The organism is Gordonia sp. J1A, assembly GCF_055393515.1.
Genome location: NZ_AP041607.1, coordinates 193,268 through 209,081, shown reverse-complemented (window position 1 = coordinate 209,081; position 15,814 = coordinate 193,268). Strand labels below are relative to the sequence as shown.

The following is a 15,814-nucleotide window of genomic DNA, read 5'->3' as shown; positions in this document are numbered from 1 at the left end:
GTCAGGACTCTCCCGTGGCACTCACCGAATTGACCTTCACCTCCCACAACGGGCGCGACACCGTGCACGGCTGGATGTACCGGCCCACCAGACCGGCCCGGGCCGTCGTCCAGCTGATCCACGGTCTCGGTGAGCACTCCCGCCGGTATCTGCATCTGATCGGCCGGCTCCTCGATGCCGGATTCGCAGTGGTCGCCGACGACCACGCCGGACACGGCAAGACCGCGATGGAGTCGGGGTTCTGGGTCGACACCGGCGACGACGGGGCCGCGACCGCCGTCGCCGACGAGCTCACGCTCATGGACATCGCACGCGCCGAGTATCCGGACCTGCCGCACGCGGTGTTCGGCCATTCGTGGGGATCGATGATCGCCCGCGGTCTGGCCGCACAGCGCGGCGACGATCTCGACGCCCTGATCCTCTGCGGCATCGCCGCGCAGATCAGGGGTATCGAGACCGTGGTCGATCGCGGGGCGCTCGCCGCCGAGCCCGACCGCAGCGCCGCCGCCTCCCCGGAGATCGTCGGCGCCGTGTTCGACGGATTCGTCTCCCGTTACGGCGACGGAGCCGGTCCCACCGACTGGGTGGCCCGCGACCCCGACGTGGTGCGCGATCACTCGGTGGACCCGTTCAACAATTTCGGCGCGCCCATGAGTGTCCGGTTCCTGCAGGGATTCATCGACCTCTACGACCAGGTGAACAGCGACGAGTGGTATCCGCAGATCCGCCGCGACCTCCCCGTCTTGATCCTCGCGGGCGACCAGGACCCCGTCACCGACTACGGTGAGGGCGCCTATCACGTCGCCAACCGGCTCGTCGCGACCGGCCACGCCGACGTGCGCACCCGCGTCTACACCGGCTTCCGCCACGAGGTGCACAACGAGCCGGAGATCCGCGACGAGGTCGAAGGCGAGATCGTGGCATTCGTCGAGAAGTCGCTTCGGCGGTGAGGCTTACCATTGGTCTTCAGCAGGGCACCGGCAGGAGGGACGAGAAGTGGTCGGACGTGCAGAACGGAACAAGGATCTGATCCAGGAGGTGGTCGAGAGCGCCGCGCATCGGGTCGGCAACATCACGTCGATCATCACCACCGCCGTCGCCGACGTCGCGCGAGAGATCGGCGAGTTGGTCACCGACGGGTTCGAGATGCGCGAGGCGGCCAAAACCGCACGGAACGACTCCGAACCGGAGGCGAAGCCGAAGACCCCACCGGAGGAACTCGACTCGCTGAACGGCTACGACGACGACACGGACGAGGATGCGGACGCCGACGACGGCGGCTCCGGTCGAGAGGACCACTGAGCGACATCGTGCCCGACCAGTATCAAGTCCTCCGGGACGTCTTCGGCTACTCGGAGTTCCGCGGCGACCAGGAGCAGATCGTCTCGCACGTGATCGGCGGAGGCGACGCCGTCGTGCTCATGCCGACCGGCGGCGGCAAGAGCCTCTGCTATCAGGTGCCCGCGCTCGTCCGTGAGGGGTGCGCCGTCGTCGTCTCGCCGCTGATCGCGCTCATGGCCGACCAGGTGGGAGCTCTGCGCCAACTGGGCGTCCGCGCCGCCTACCTGAACTCCACTCAGCTCCCCGAAGAGCGAGCGGAAGTCGAAAGAGCATTCCTCGCAGGCGAACTCGACCTGATCTACGTCGCCCCCGAACGGCTGAGCCAACGGGGGACTCGCGAGTTCCTGGCGCGCGGCACGCTGTCGCTGATCGCGATCGACGAGGCGCACTGCGTCTCGCAGTGGGGCCACGACTTCCGGCCGGACTATCTGGCGCTGGGAGAGCTGGCGGACATCTGGCCGGACGTTCCGCGAATCGCGCTCACCGCGACCGCCACCCGCCGCACGCACGAAGAGCTCACCGCGCGGCTGCACCTGGAGGGCGCACGCCACTTCGTCTCCAGCTTCGACCGGCCCAACATCACCTACCGCATCGAGCCCAAGGCGCAAGCCAACAGGCAACTGCTGGAGTTCATCCGAACGGAAGGCGTCGTCGACGGCGAGCCCGCGACCGGCATCGTCTACGCGCTGAGCCGCAACAGCGTCGAGAAGATCGCCGAGTTCCTCCGCGCGAACGACGTCGACGCGCTGCCCTACCACGCGGGACTCGACCGCCGGGTGCGGGAGGACACGCTGCACAGGTTCCTGCGCGAGGACGGGATCGTGGTGGTCGCGACGATCGCGTTCGGCATGGGCATCGACAAACCCGATGTGCGCTTCGTGGCGCACGTCGATCTTCCGAAGAGCATCGAGGGTTACTACCAGGAGACCGGACGCGCCGGCCGCGACGGCCTGCCGTCGGTGGCGTGGATGGCCTACGGGCTCGCCGACGTCATGAACCAGCGGCGCCTGATCGACCAGTCCGACGGCGACGCCGCACGGCGCCGGGTGCAGTCGCAGCTGCTCGACGCGATGCTCGCACTCTGCGAGACGGCGACGTGCCGGAGGCAGCAGTTGCTGGGGTACTTCGACCAGCGGATCGAACCCTGCGGCAACTGCGACACCTGTCTGAACCCGCCGAAGACCTGGGACGGCACGGTGCCGGCGCAGAAGCTCCTGTCGACCATCTTCCGGCTCGACCGCGACTTCAACCGGTCGGCCTATGGCGCCGGTCATCTCATCGACATCCTGCTGGGTGTGGACAACGCTCGTATCCAGCAGCAGGGCCACGATCGCCTCACCACCTACGGCATCGGCACCGAACTCGACGCCGGCGGATGGCGAAGCGTGGTCCGCCAGCTGGTGGCTCTCGGAATCATCGCTCCGCAGGGCGATTACGGAGTGCTGCGCCTCACCGAGAAGGCCGCCCCCGTTCTGCGCGGTGAGACCACGGTGATGCTCCGCGAGGACACGAAGGCTCCGGCCCGCTCCCGGAAAGCCGCACGCTCGAGCGCACCGGACCTGCCGGACGCCGATCGCGGACTCTTCGAGGCACTGCGCCGCTGGCGCTCGTCCGTCGCGAAGGACGCGGGGCTGCCCGCCTACACGGTGCTCGGAAACAAGACCCTCGAAGAGCTCGCACGTGCGAAACCGTCCAATCACGAAGAGCTGCTGGCGATCTCCGGTATCGGGCAGAGCAAGCTCGAGAAGTACGGCGACCAGGTCCTGGAGGTCCTGGTCGATTTCGAGTCCGCGTAGCGGTCAGTCGACCGCAGTGCTGAGATCAGTACCGTCACTGCCGTCCTCCGGCGATGTTCCCTCGCCGGTCGACATACGTACTGATCTTTGCAGCATCGCCCGGTGCTTCGCCGAGCGTGCCCGGTGCCGGTCCCTGGCGGTGACGGCCTTGATGTCGGCGAGGACCGCGTCCCAGCCGTAGAGCACGTCGTCGTAGGTCAGGCGCAGCGTGAGCCACCCGTCCACCAGAGCGCGGCGGTCGCGGCGGCGGTCGTTCGCGTACCCAGTCCGCGTGGCGTGGTGCAACACGCTGTCGCACTCGATCAACAGTCTCCCGATCCGCAGATTCGCCCACCCGACGCCCTCCACATACGGCTGGACCGTCACATCGAACCCCGCCGACCGCAGCCGGACACGGGCGATGCTCTCCGTCCCGGACTGCGCCCGCCGATCAGTCTTCGCTATCCGCCGTTCCACCGTCCGCCCGGCTCCGCGCAGCTCGGATCGAAGATCCGCACGCGTCTTACCCGTGAGATTCAGGTACGAGTCACCGACCGCGATCCATTCCTCGTCGGAGAGGCAGCGTGCGGCGTACGCCAACGCGACGGGAACCGGATCGACAGCCCGCGTCGCCGTCCGCAGTGAGCCACCGAAAGGCCGGCAGGCGACGTTGACGCCGGTCAGGTTCGTGCTCCTTCTCAAGTGCAGACCGCAGTGTCCCGGCGGCACCCACAACTCGTGAAAGCGGAGAGCGTCGACGCAGGTGAGCACTCCACCGTCACGGACCGCCGCAGCCGCCCTCTCGTCGTGAGCCGGGAGCGCGAACCACCCAGCCCGCAGACGCACCAGCGATCCCCCGCGTACCGCCCGCCGGATGGCCGCGTCGTCGTATCCGGCGGCGAGAAGACCGCGCCGCGAATGAACTCCCGAATCCCTCATGTGTCTTTGGACGCATGACGCCGCGTACCGGTTCCGGCACGCGCCGTCGTCGAGCCACGACCGCGCCGCAGGCCTTCGGCTCACGGTGAGTCAAAATCTTGGATCCGACGTCCACCGGTCTTATCGTGAAGCGTCATCGCTTGATTGGAGTACCCGTGACCGACTCAGACGTCTTCACCCAGGTCGATTCGTCGATCGCCGTCGCGGAGACGCCGTCGTGGCACCGCGGTGTGTTCGACTTCCCCAACCCGGTCAACGACTACGCGGCACGCTCCACCGCCGGTCTCGTCATCGCGCTCGCGATCGTGGCCATCGCCGTCGATCAGCCGTGGCTGTACGGGCTCCTGGCCCTCGGTTTCGCCCTGCGGGTCGCGGGCGGCCCGCGGTACTCGCCGTTCGGCAGGCTCGCCGTGCATGTCATCGCGCCGCGCATCTGGAAACGCACGAAGATGGTTCCCGGACCGCCCAAACGGTTCGCTCAGACCATCGGCCTGGTCTTCTCCGGCTGCGCATTCGTACTGTCTGCGGCCGGTTTCGGTCTCGCGGCTCAGATCGTCGTCGGGCTGCTGGTCGTGGCGGCGTTCCTCGAGTTCGCCTTCGGTCTCTGCCTCGGCTGCATCGGATTCGGACTGCTCCAGCGCGCCGGAATCATTCCGGACAGCGTCTGCGAGGCCTGCAACGACTTCGGCCGCAATCGGGCCTAGAGGCGGGGGTTCTGGAGCCGCCTCCCTCAGCGAGCGGCCAGACCCAACGCGATCCCGTCCAGGATGTCGTGCTCCGAGACCACCATCTCGGTGATGGCGGCACGGTCGGCCAACTGTCGAGCCAGCTCACGGGTCACGAGCGCGCCGCCGCCGATGACGTCGGCACGCCCCGGATGCATCGGTCCGAGCGCCAGCCGCTCCTCGCGTGTCATCGCGACGATGCGTCCGCAGAGAACGTGAAGTTCCGCCAGCGGGATCCGCGAGTGGTGGATCACCTCGGGGTCGTACTCGGTGAGACCGGCGTGAAGAGCCGCGAACGTCGTCAACGTTCCGGCGACCCCCACCCACGTGCGCGCGGGGCCGACATCGACCGCGGCGAACGCCTTTGAGAGTTCCTCCGCCGCGATCGCCGCGGCACGGGCGCGCTCGTCCAGGGTCGGCGGATCGGACGCGAGTGCTCGTTCGGTGAGTCGCACGCAGCCGATGTCGGCGGAGTATGCGCCGGCCACGACCGCCTGCCCTCGCGACACCGAGCCGACGACGACTTCGGTGCTGCCCCCGCCGAGGTCGGTGACCACGAAGGGTCCGTCCGCCGGGTCCAGACCGCCGACGGCGCCCCGGAACGACAGCCGTGCCTCCTCGTCACCGGAGATCACTTCGGCCACCGCGCCCTCCTGCACCTTGCCGAGCAGTTCGGCCGTCATCGCGAAGAACTCGTCGCGGTTGCCCGCGTCCCGTGTCGCGGACGTCGCGACCATGCGGACTCGCTCCACCCCGGCCGCGACCATCGCCTCGACGTAGCCCGCCAGCGCCGCGCGGGTGCGCTCGATCGCCTCGTCGGCGAACTGGCCGGTCGCGTCGACGCCCTGCCCCAACCGCACCACCAGCATGTCGCGCCGGACGTCGGAGAGCGCTCCGTTCTCGTCGACGTCGGCGATCAGCAGCCGGATCGAGTTGGTGCCGCAGTCGACGGCGGCCACCCGGGTCACGCGCCGGCCTCGTCGGAATCCGGTGCGTGCAACGGCCAGTCGGCGGGCACGGCGATGCCGCGGAGCTTCTCGATGTCGGCGAGCAGTGCGACGGCCTCGTCGCCCAGCGGGTTGACGCCCGGCCCCTTGGCCAGTGAATGCGCCACCAGCACGTGCAGGCACTTCACCCGATCGGGCATGCCGCCGCCGGCGAAGTCGGTGCCGAGCGATTCGATCGCGTCACGCTCGGCGAGGTAGCTCTCGTACGCCGCGCGGTAACCGGCAGCGAGGTCGGCGTCCTCGGCCAGCCGCGAGGTCATCTCGCGCATCACGCCACCCGACTCCAGACGGCTGCAGGCCCCCGTCAACCGCGGGTCGGTCAGATAGTAGAGCGTCGGAAAGGGGGTGCCGTCGGGCAACCGGGGTGCCGTCTTCACGACCGCGGGCTGACCGTCCGGAGTGCGGTAACTGATCTCCAGCACCCCGCGCGGCTCACGTCCCAACTGCTTCGCGACCAGTTGCAGGTCGGCTTCGGTGATGCTCACTTACCCTCGGGTCTCCGGCGGCGTCGACACCGCATCCATCAGATTCTCGTACCACGGCGTGGCTTTGCGTTGACGCTCCGCAGCCTGCTCCGCCTCTTGCTGCTGGCGCGTCGGGTTGATGATGACGATCGGCTTCTCGCCCTTCGGCACGTACTGCAGACGCTGCCGCGCCTGCGCCTCGATGTACGCCGGATCGCTCTGCTGCGCCAGCTTGTCCTTGTACTGCTGAGTCTCCCGCCGCAGCTGCGCATTCGACTCCTGCAGCTGGTTGAACTCGTTGCGCTGGGCGATGTAGGTCCGCACCGGGACGGCGAGCGTCAGCATCAGGAAGATCGCCATGCCGACCGCGATGCCGACTGTCGTCACGCTGACGCCGCGACGCTGCGCGAACAGGACGAGCCGGGACGGCGACGCCGGGAGGTCCCCGGACGCATTGCCGCGAGGACGCTCCGAGGTGCGACGACGGCGAGCGCCGGCATGGGAGGCGCCTACCGACGCGCCGCCGAGATCAGCACGCGGATCGCCGTCACCGGCCGACTCGCGGGGCGCGGTCGGCTGGGGCGGAACAGCAGAGTCGCGAGACCGGGTGCGCCGCTGGTCGGGACGCGATCGACGCGACGAACTCGCCGGCCGATCGGATCGCCCGCGACTGCTGCGCCGGCGGGCGGCGCCACCGCTCCCCCCGCTCCCGGTCTCGCCTTCTGCCATACCTACTAGCTAATCACGCACCGAACGAAAAGCGCGGGAACGCCAGGTCACCGGCGTAGCGCGCGGCGTCGCCGAGGCCCTCTTCGATACGCAGCAACTGGTTGTACTTGGCGACGCGCTCGCTGCGTGCCGGCGCACCGGTCTTGATCTGGCCCGAGCTGCACGCGACCGCCAGATCGGCGATGGTGGTGTCCTCGGTCTCGCCCGATCGGTGGCTCATCATGGTCTTGTAGCCGCTGTTGTGCGCCAGCGCGACCGCGTCGAGAGTCTCGGTGAGCGTGCCGATCTGGTTGACCTTCACCAGGAGTGCGTTGGCGATCCCCTTGCTGATGCCCTCTTCGAGGCGCTCCGGGTTGGTGACGAACAGATCGTCGCCCACCAGCTGCACCTTGTCGCCGATGGACTCGGTGAGCGACGCCCATCCGGTCCAGTCGTCCTCGGCGAGGCCGTCTTCGATGGACACGATCGGGAAGTCGGTGACCAGCTTCTCGTAGAACGAGATCATCTCGTCGGCGGACTGCGCCTTGCCCTGGAACTGGTAGGCACCGTCGCGGTAGAACTCGGTCGACGCCGAGTCGAGCGCGATGACGATGTCGCTGCCGAACTTGTAACCGGCCTTCTCGACGGCCTCGGCGATCACGCTGATCGCGGCCTCGGTGTTGGGCAGATCCGGAGCGAAGCCGCCCTCGTCGCCCAGCGCCGTGCTCATGCCCTGCTTGTGCAGGACCGACTTGAGCGAGTGGTACACCTCGGCGCCCCAGCGGAGCGACTCGGCGAACGTGGCCGCACCCGTCGGCGCGATCATGAACTCCTGGAAGTCGATGCCGTTGTCGGCGTGCGCACCGCCGTTGATGATGTTCATCATCGGGACCGGCAGGATGTGAGCGTTCGGCCCGCCGACGTAGCGGAACAGCGGCAGACCGGCCGACTCGGCCGCGGCCTTGGCGACCGCCAGCGACACACCGAGCAGAGCGTTGGCGCCGAGGCGCGACTTGTCGGGGGTGCCGTCCAGATCGACGAGGGTCTGGTCAAGGACGCGCTGATCGTCGGCCTCGATACCGATGACCTCGGGGGCGATATCGCCCAGGACTGCCTCGACGGCCTTCTTGACGCCCTTGCCGAGGTAGCGGTCGCCGCCATCGCGCAGCTCGACGGCCTCGTGCTCACCGGTCGAGGCACCCGAGGGAACCGCTGCCCGCGAGAAGGTGCCGTCGTCCAGGACGACCTCGACCTCGACGGTCGGGTTGCCGCGGGAGTCGAGGATCTCGCGCGCGCCTACCTGCTCGATAATTGCCACTTGTCAGCCCCAATTCGATGTTCGATGTCGTCGGGTCGGCGGAGACGCCGACAGATTCCGAGGTCCAGGATAAACGCAGATCAGTAGCGGATGTTCACGGAGTAGGCGTTCGCGTAGTTGCGCACCTTCAACACGTACTCGTCGTGATTGTTATAGGCGTGCACGGCCGCTTCCCAGCCTTCGGGCGTGGTCATGTCGCCGCCCGCGTACACGCAGAGATACCGCGCCGCCGACAGCGCCGCGTCGTCGATGTTGTCCGGGTCGGCCGCGCCGTCGCCATTCGCGTCCACTCCGTAGCGCATCCACGTCTCGGGAATGAACTGGAACGGTCCCATCGCGCGGTCGTAGGTCGTGTCTCCGTCGAGCCGTCCTTTGTCGGTGTCACGGATCACCCGGTTGCCCTTGGTGCCGTCGAGAGCGGGACCGCGGATCTCCGGGCGGACGTCGCCGTTGGGTGCGACGGTGGCGCCCCCGTGCCTGCCGTGCTTGGTCTCCACCGCGGCGATCCCGGCAAGCGTGGTCCAGCCGATCCCGCACTCGGGATGCTGTTGACGCTGGATTTCGGCGGCGTTGCCGTACGCCTCCAGAGCGGTCAGCGGAATGGCCGTCGCATCGGAGATGGGTGTGGCCCACTCACGCATCTTGTCCGCGGTGCGGCCGGGCGAGTTGATGTCGATGTAGGGCTGCTGGGTTCCGACCCCGGGCGGCAGCCCGTCGGGGATGTCCGGACGGTCCCACGGCATCCGGATCCCGCACGACGACAGCGAGACCGCGACGGCGACCGCGATGGGAGCGACCCACCACCGGCGCCGATTGGTCGTCACCGATCGCACAACTCGGGTCACAGGTCCTCATCTCTCGTCACTGCACTGGATCTTTCGTCACTGCCACTCGATCGCACCGCACCGGCTCGCCGGAACGGCCGGGGGTCACGGCGCGCACAAGCCTCGCACACCACCAGACCAACTCCGAAAACGCCGCGGGAGTTCCCGCCGCTGATCCGGTTTACGCATTTCCGGCGTCGATGCAGCTAGAGGACGAATCCGATTAGGAGAGGCTCACCCAACGTGGGTTATCCTTACCGGGTTGTCCGGCCAACCTGACCGGCGGCGCACGGCGGAAGGAAAAGACGGTGACGATGCTCATCGCACAGGGCGCCCCCTCGGTGGTAACCCAGATGGTCGGGAGCGGTCTGATCGGTGTGCGCGAGGGGCTGGAAGCCGGGATCGTCGTCATGGTCCTCATCGCTTTCGCGGTGAAGTCCGATCGCCGAGACTCGCTCAAGTGGATCTGGCTCGGCGTCGCCGCGGCGCTCACGATGATGATCGCCACGTTCCTCATCATTCAGTTCGGTTCGTCGACGATCTCCTCTCTGGGCGCCGAGCTGCTCGCAGGGATCGCGTCCCTGGTCGCCGTCGCCATCGTCACGTTCATGGTTCTGTGGATGCGCAAAGCCGCCGCACATATATCGGGCGATCTGAAGTCGGGGCTGACCAACGCTCTGGCGGTCGGCGGCGCCGCTGTCTTCGGACTGGCCTTCCTGGCCGTCGGACGCGAGGGCTTCGAGACCGCCCTGCTGATGGTCGGGTATGCCGAGAGCGTCTCCGGCGGGGTATGGCCCCTTGTGGGTCTGTTGCTCGGCATGCTCGTCGCGGTGGTGCTGACGTGGCTGTTGTACAAGGGCGCCATCGCGATCGACTTCGCCAGATTCTTCACCTACACCGGCTACTTCCTGATCGTCGTCGCCGCGGGCATCCTCGCCTACGGTGTCGGTGCGCTTCAGGTGTACGGCTGGCTGCCCGGCCTCGGCGAAATCGCCTTCGACATCTCGTCCTGGTACGACCAGAGCGCCTGGTACGGCGTGATCCTGGCCGGCATCTTCAACTTCCGCCCGGAGCCCACCGTCCTGCAGGTGATCGCCTGGGCCGGATACATCGTCATCGTGGGCGGGCTGTTCTACGCCCGCGGACGGTCGTCGACGCGCAGACCCGAGGCTGCCCCCGCCACGCTGGAAGAGGCCTCATAAGCCGCATCGCCCGGGCGCACTCCCGTCCTCCCCACCACGCCGACTCCGACTCACCGCGTGGACACCGTGAAAGGAACACCATGGTCAAGCTCTCCCCCGTTCTGCGGAACGTCGTCGTGCTCGGCGCTGTGGCCGCCACGCCGCTGGCACTTGCCGCATGCGAGGCGAAATCGTCCGGCGACGGCGCGGTGACTGTGACCTCGTCCAACGACGGCTGCGAACTGTCGAGCACCGATCTGCAGACCGGCACCGCGAACTTCGAGATCAGCAACGCCGGATCCAAGGTCACCGAGTTCTACGTCTACGGCAAGAACAATCGCGTCCTCGCCGAGGTGGAGAACATCGGTCCGGGCCTCAAGGGCAAGCTCAGCGTGGAGTTCAGCGAGCCGGGGACCTACACCGTCGCGTGCAAACCGGGCATGGTCGGAACCGGCATCCGACAGAAGATCGAAGTGACCGGCGAGACCAAGCAGAAGAGCCAGGCTCCGGCCGATGTCGAGGCCGCCAAGCAGCGCTACCTCGAGTACGTCCGCGGCCAGCTCAACGGATTGGTCGCACAGGTGCAGACCTTCACCGGCGACGTCAAGAGCGGCGATCTGGATGCGGCTCGCAACGGCTTCGGCCTGGTCCGCACGTTCTACGAGCGCATCGAGCCGGTCGCCGAGTCGTTCCCCGACCTCGACCCCAAGATCGACATGCGCTGGGACGACACCGAGGACGGCAAGCAGGAGTTCACCGGATTCCACCGCATCGAGCGCTTCCTCTTCCCTCCGAAGGCCGATGAGGTCGGCGAAGCCGAAGGTCAGGTGGCGCCCGCGGACGCCGCCGCCGCGAAGACCGCCGATTCCAAGGCCGCCATCGACAAGGCCGCCGATCAGCTCCTGACCGACGTGACGCAACTGCGCGACGAGGTCTCCGCCCCCGGTTTCGAGTTCGAGACGCAGATGTTCGTCCACGGCCCGCAGGCGCTGATCGACGAGATCGCCAAGACCAAGGTGGCCGGCGAGGAGGATCGCTACAGCCACACCGACCTGTGGGACATCGCCGCCAACATCGACGGCTCCGAGACGCTGATCGCGGAACTGCAGCCGATGATCTCGGCGCGCGACCCGAAGCTGATGGACAAGATCACCGCTCAGTTCGCCGACGTCCGGTCGTTCATCGACCAGTTCCGCGAGGGCGACGGCCACGCCTCGTACGACAAGGTGTCGCCGGCACAGCGCAAGGAGTTGTCGGACAAGGTGGACGCCCTCTCGGCGACTCTGTCGCAGGTGCCCGGCCTGGTTCTGCAGAAGTGAGCGGGAATACGAAGTGAGTGACAGCGAAGCGCAGCCGACCGGAGACCCTGAGGCTGGTCGAGTGCCCGATGCGAGCGAAGCGAGCAACGGGCGTATCGAGACCCCCGCACCCGACGCACCCAAGCCCGGTGTGTCCCGCCGCACCGTGCTCGGTGCCGCGGGGGTCGGCATCGCAGCCGGTCTCGCCGGCGGAGCCGCGATCGGCGCGACCGTCGGAGGTCGTGGCGACTCCGAGCCCGACCGCGTCGTCGCATTCCGCGGCGAGAGGCAGGCCGGCATCGTCACCGAGGCTCAGGACCGCCTGCACTTCGCCGCCTTCGACGTCATCACCGACTCGCGTGAAGCGCTGGTCGACATGTTGAAGAAGTGGACTGTCGCGGCCGAGCGGATGACGCGCGGTGAGGAGACCGTTCCCGGCGGTGCCACCGGCATGGGCGAGTATCACCCGCCCGCCGACACCGGCGAGGCACTGGGCCTGTCGCCCGCACACCTCACCCTCACCATCGGCTTCGGCCCCGGACTGTTCGGGCCGAGCGCCTCCGACCCCGGCCGCAAGGACCGGTTCGGCATCGCCGACCGCAAGCCCGCGGCCCTCGCCGACCTGCCGGCGTTCGCGCAGGAGAAGATCGAGCCCTCGCGCTCGTTCGGCGACATCTGCATCCAGGCGTGCGCCGACGATCCGCAGGTCGCGGTCCATGCCGTCCGCAACCTCGCGCGTATCGGCGTCGGCGTCGTCTCCGTCCGGTGGTCGCAGCTCGGTTTCGGTCGCACGTCGTCCACGACCCGCTCGCAGGAGACGCCGCGCAACATGTTCGGTTTCAAGGACGGCACCGCCAACATCCGGGCCGAGGACACCGAGACCCTCGATAAATGGGTGTGGGTGGCTCCCGGCGACAACCCGCCGGCGGCACAGTGGATGACCGGCGGCACCTATCTCGTCGCACGGCGCATCCGGATGGACATCGAACCCTGGGACCGAGCGAATCTGAAGGAGCAGGAGGACATCATCGGCCGGACCAAGCAGTCCGGCGCGCCGCTCAGCGGCGAGGACGAGTTCGACGAGCCCGATTTCCAGATCACCTCATACGGCACGCCGATCATTCCGCTGACCTCCCACGTCCGTCTCGCTCACCCCGACATGAACAACGGTGCGCAGATCCTGCGGCGCGGATACAACTTCACCGACGGCTCGGACGGTTTCGGCCATCTCGACGCGGGACTCTTCTTCGTCGCCTTCAACCGCGACAGCTTCAAGCAGTTCGTGCCGATGCAGCACCAGTTGTCACGCAAGGACGCGATGACCGAATATCTGATACCGAACGGTTCGGCGATCTTCGCCGTCCCGCCGGGGCTGCGTCCCGGTGAATACTGGGGACAACGTCTGTTCGAGAAGTAGCAGCGTCCCCGGACAATCGTAAGGACCTCACCGCCGTGCCCACGACCATGGACCGGATCAGATCACTCGGAACCGCGTACACGCGCGTCCGTCGGACGTCTCGATTCGGCTGGGTGCTGCGGTACCTCACCATCACGGTCGGCTTTCTGGTCACCGCCGCCGGGGTCATCACGATCCCGTATCCGGGGCCCGGATGGGCCATCGTCTTCCTCGGACTGCTCATTCTGTCGCAGGAACTGGAATGGGCGGCACGCCTGCGCAAGTGGATCATGTCCAGACTCAACTCGATGTACTCCGATTACATCGACGGCAATCGGCTGGCGCAGTTCGCGCTCGCCGTCGGTACGTGCGCCATCGTCTTGCTGACACTGTGGGTGACGGGGGCACTCGACTTGGCGCAGGGCTGGGTCGGCCTCGACTACGGCTGGCTCGACTCGCCGCTGGGCTGACGGGTTGAGCTGACGGGTTGCGCTCACGGGTTGAGCCGCCGGTCGTGTGATCGATCGACGCCTCGCCCGGCCGGGGCGACTTCGATCATCGGTGGCCCTCCCGGGTGCGAGGATCGACGGGTGAACGAGACCTCACCCGCCGCCGGCCGATCGACCTCCAGGCTGCGCGCCGTGGTCAGCGCACTCATGATCGTCGTCGCCTTGATCCTCGCGCCCGTCGCCTCCGTCGGGACATGGGTACGCCTGCAGCTCGTCGACAGCGACCAGTTCGTCGCGACCTTCGCCCCGCTCGCGGACGATCCGGCGGTCCAGAACTTCGTCGCCGACCAGATCACCGATCAGATCAACCAGCAGGTCGATTTCGACCAGATCATCGGTCAGGCCTTCGACGGAATCTCCGAGTCCGGACTTCCGCCGCGGGCCGCTGCTGCCATCTCGTCTCTCCGGGGGCCCGCCGTCGCCGGCATCCAGTCGCTCGTCGCGTCGACGGCCCAGCGGCTGGTGGCCTCCGATCAGTTCGCCGATCTCTGGGCGCAGAGTCTGCGCGTCACCCACAGACAGGCGACGGCGCTGCTCAAGGATCAGCCCGACGCGGCGCTGGCGCTCTCCGACAGCGGCACCCTGAGCCTGCAGCTCGCCCCGCTGGTCGACGCGGTGAAGCAGCGTCTATCCGCCCGCGGCCTCGACTTCGTGAACCGGATCCCGGTGACGAACCGATCAGTCACGATCCTCCACTCGGACTCGTTGGGTCTGGCGCGCGTCTCGTACCGGGTGGCCGTGATCGGCGGACTCTGGCTGTCGTGGGTGGCGGTCGGACTGCTCGTCGGCGGGATCCTGGTAGCCAACCGCCGGCGACGGGCGACGGTCGCGTCGTCGTTGGCCGCGGCCGTCATCTTCGCACTGATGTCGATTGGCGTCTGGATCGGTGGAAACGTCTTCGTCTTCTCGATGAGCCCGAATCCGTTGCCGAGCGCTGTCGCGCACGCGATCTTCGACCAGGTGACCGCGATGATGGCGTCGACGCTGCGGGCCCTCACCTTCCTCGGGCTGCTGATCGCGGTGGTCGGCTGGTTCGCCGGCCCGGCGCGGCCCGCCCGCGCCGTGCGGTCGGTCCTCGACTCGGGGTTCACTGGTCTGCGTGGCGCGCTGGACCGCGCCGGCGGCGACACCCGTGGCTTCGGCCGAGCCGTCGACAAGTACCGCGCCGTGATCTACTGGATCGCCCTCGCACTCGGCATGGCCGCCTTGTTCGCCTCGCGGCCGGTGACATTCACCGCGATGGCCTGGCTGGTAGTCGCGCTGGTCGTCGTGGCAGTGGGTGTCGAGGTGGTCCGGAGACCGGAGGTGGGTGAGGGCGGCGTCACGTCTGAGCCGCCAGAAACCAGTTTGCCCGCAGCGACTCCTTCACCGACCGACCTCGGGTAGTCGCTAACAGCGCAAACCGGGGTGTTCGTGAGAAATGTCGGTGGCGGATGCAACACTGTGCGAGTGGAAGAAGGCATCTACGAACAGCTGGTAACCCAAGAGCTCCACGCTGAACTCGAGTCCAGCGGACGGCGTTACGAAACAGCCCGCATCGATGCTGTCGACGAACCGCATCTACTCGCTCGGCACGTGAGCGACGTAGTCTACCGGCATCTCACCGCGATCAAAGATCGATCGGACCGGTTGAATGCCGCCAACGACGTCATCCGTCGTCTCGACTCCGAGAGCGCCGCTGTTGAGGAGCCTGCACGTCAGCTCCTCCGCATTTACCAATCAGAGCATCCCGGCCTAACAAACCGAGCTTCAATTCGCCCCACAACTCCTTTGTCCGAAGCTGCGCTCCTCACCAACGCTAGCGGCGAGCCTTCGATCGGGCATGAGCTCCCAGCCGAACTTGCGTCGGCAGATTCGGTCGACCTAGTCTGCGCGTTCATCCGTTGGAGCGGCGTCCGTTTGCTCGAAGCTCAACTCGCGACGCTCGCTGACACTGGTAAACCATTCCGGGTCATCACAACGACGTATCTGGGTTCCACCGAAAGAGAGACCCTCGACCGACTCGTGCGCAATTACGGGGCGCAAGTCCGCGTGCAATATGACAATCTCCGAACCCGCCTCCACGCGAAAGCGTGGTTGTTCCGCCGCCATTCGGGTTACGATACCGCATACATCGGTTCTTCGAATCTCTCCAATGCCGCGATGATTGACGGCGTCGAATGGAACGTGCGACTGTCGCGAGTCACCACCCCTGCCTTAATCGACAAGTTCACATCGACATTCGAGACCTATTGGAACAGTGACCCTTCGTTCGAATCCTATGATCCGGATCGAGACAGAGATCGCCTAGATGTACTGACCCGGAACGTTAGGTACAGAGTTCGGCGAG

Annotated in this window: 15 protein-coding genes and 1 pseudogene; 10 read left to right on the top strand and 6 right to left on the bottom strand. The window is 67.2% G+C overall.

Features of this window, described 5'->3' with window-relative positions:
- The first annotated feature begins 14 nt into the window (after positions 1 to 14).
- The 3 genes from ACZ5QD_RS00975 to recQ are packed head-to-tail and all read left to right on the top strand — an operon-like array spanning position 15 to position 3,137.
- Positions 15 to 950 (top strand): alpha/beta fold hydrolase, encoded by a 936-nt coding sequence (locus ACZ5QD_RS00975; protein WP_006897568.1) that lies wholly within the window; start codon positions 15 to 17, stop codon positions 948 to 950.
- Between the two features lie 46 nt (positions 951 to 996).
- Positions 997 to 1,302: a hypothetical protein gene (locus ACZ5QD_RS00970; protein WP_006897569.1), complete on the top strand. Its 306-nt coding sequence runs from the start codon at positions 997 to 999 to the stop codon at positions 1,300 to 1,302.
- 8 nt (positions 1,303 to 1,310) lie between these two features.
- Positions 1,311 to 3,137, top strand: coding sequence for a DNA helicase RecQ (gene recQ / locus ACZ5QD_RS00965; protein ID WP_045536920.1), 1,827 nt, complete (start codon positions 1,311 to 1,313; stop codon positions 3,135 to 3,137).
- A 3-nt stretch (positions 3,138 to 3,140) separates the two neighbouring features.
- Here the strand turns inward: recQ and ACZ5QD_RS00960 are convergent, their stop codons facing one another.
- On the bottom strand, positions 3,141 to 4,055 hold the full coding sequence (locus tag ACZ5QD_RS00960) for a hypothetical protein (RefSeq protein ID WP_464367028.1): 915 nt from the start codon (positions 4,053 to 4,055) through the stop codon (positions 3,141 to 3,143).
- 194 nt (positions 4,056 to 4,249) lie between these two features.
- On the opposite strand from ACZ5QD_RS00960, the gene ACZ5QD_RS00955 reads away from it, so the two are divergent.
- Positions 4,250 to 4,759, top strand: coding sequence for a DUF4395 domain-containing protein (locus tag ACZ5QD_RS00955; protein WP_464367249.1), 510 nt, complete (start codon positions 4,250 to 4,252; stop codon positions 4,757 to 4,759).
- A 26-nt stretch (positions 4,760 to 4,785) separates the two neighbouring features.
- On the opposite strand, the gene ACZ5QD_RS00950 is transcribed toward ACZ5QD_RS00955, so the two are convergent.
- The 5 genes from ACZ5QD_RS00950 to ACZ5QD_RS00930 all read right to left on the bottom strand — a co-directional run bounded on the left by ACZ5QD_RS00950 (position 4,786) and on the right by ACZ5QD_RS00930 (position 9,101).
- A complete protein-coding gene (locus ACZ5QD_RS00950; RefSeq protein ID WP_062368085.1) occupies positions 4,786 to 5,748 on the bottom strand; it encodes a Ppx/GppA phosphatase family protein in 963 nt (320 codons plus the stop codon).
- Entirely contained in the window at positions 5,745 to 6,272 is a 528-nt protein-coding gene (locus ACZ5QD_RS00945) for a DUF501 domain-containing protein (protein ID WP_006897574.1), read from the bottom strand. The genes ACZ5QD_RS00950 and ACZ5QD_RS00945 overlap by 4 nt, the downstream gene beginning before the upstream one ends.
- The gene (locus ACZ5QD_RS00940; protein ID WP_006897575.1) at positions 6,273 to 6,638 is read right to left on the bottom strand and encodes an FtsB family cell division protein; all 366 of its coding nucleotides are present in this window, start codon (positions 6,636 to 6,638) and stop codon (positions 6,273 to 6,275) included.
- A 355-nt stretch (positions 6,639 to 6,993) separates the two neighbouring features.
- On the bottom strand, positions 6,994 to 8,277 hold the full coding sequence (gene eno, locus ACZ5QD_RS00935; protein ID WP_006897576.1) for a phosphopyruvate hydratase: 1,284 nt from the start codon (positions 8,275 to 8,277) through the stop codon (positions 6,994 to 6,996).
- An 80-nt stretch (positions 8,278 to 8,357) separates the two neighbouring features.
- Complete coding sequence (locus ACZ5QD_RS00930; protein WP_062368088.1) at positions 8,358 to 9,101, bottom strand: lytic transglycosylase domain-containing protein; 744 nt, start codon at positions 9,099 to 9,101, stop codon at positions 8,358 to 8,360.
- Positions 9,102 to 9,409: 308 nt separating this feature from the next.
- Here ACZ5QD_RS00930 and efeU point away from each other — a divergent pair, with 308 nt between their 5' ends.
- The 6 genes and pseudogenes from efeU to ACZ5QD_RS00900 all read left to right on the top strand — a co-directional run.
- Positions 9,410 to 10,303 (top strand): iron uptake transporter permease EfeU, encoded by an 894-nt coding sequence (gene efeU, locus ACZ5QD_RS00925; RefSeq protein WP_278126466.1) that lies wholly within the window; start codon positions 9,410 to 9,412, stop codon positions 10,301 to 10,303.
- 80 nt (positions 10,304 to 10,383) lie between these two features.
- Positions 10,384 to 11,601, top strand: a complete 1,218-nt coding sequence (efeO, locus tag ACZ5QD_RS00920; RefSeq protein ID WP_464367027.1) for an iron uptake system protein EfeO — start codon at positions 10,384 to 10,386, stop codon at positions 11,599 to 11,601.
- Positions 11,602 to 11,695: 94 nt separating this feature from the next.
- Positions 11,696 to 12,997, top strand: a complete 1,302-nt coding sequence (gene efeB, locus ACZ5QD_RS00915; protein WP_372452502.1) for an iron uptake transporter deferrochelatase/peroxidase subunit — start codon at positions 11,696 to 11,698, stop codon at positions 12,995 to 12,997.
- A gap of 35 nt (positions 12,998 to 13,032) precedes the next feature.
- Entirely contained in the window at positions 13,033 to 13,446 is a 414-nt protein-coding gene (locus ACZ5QD_RS00910) for a TIGR02611 family protein (RefSeq protein WP_464367026.1), read from the top strand.
- A gap of 120 nt (positions 13,447 to 13,566) precedes the next feature.
- Positions 13,567 to 14,871: a hypothetical protein gene (locus ACZ5QD_RS00905; protein ID WP_346075856.1), complete on the top strand. Its 1,305-nt coding sequence runs from the start codon at positions 13,567 to 13,569 to the stop codon at positions 14,869 to 14,871.
- Positions 14,872 to 14,934: 63 nt separating this feature from the next.
- Positions 14,935 to 15,777 (top strand): annotated as a pseudogene (locus ACZ5QD_RS00900) (phospholipase D-like domain-containing protein); the annotation flags it as partial.
- Positions 15,778 to 15,814 lie beyond the last annotated feature (37 nt).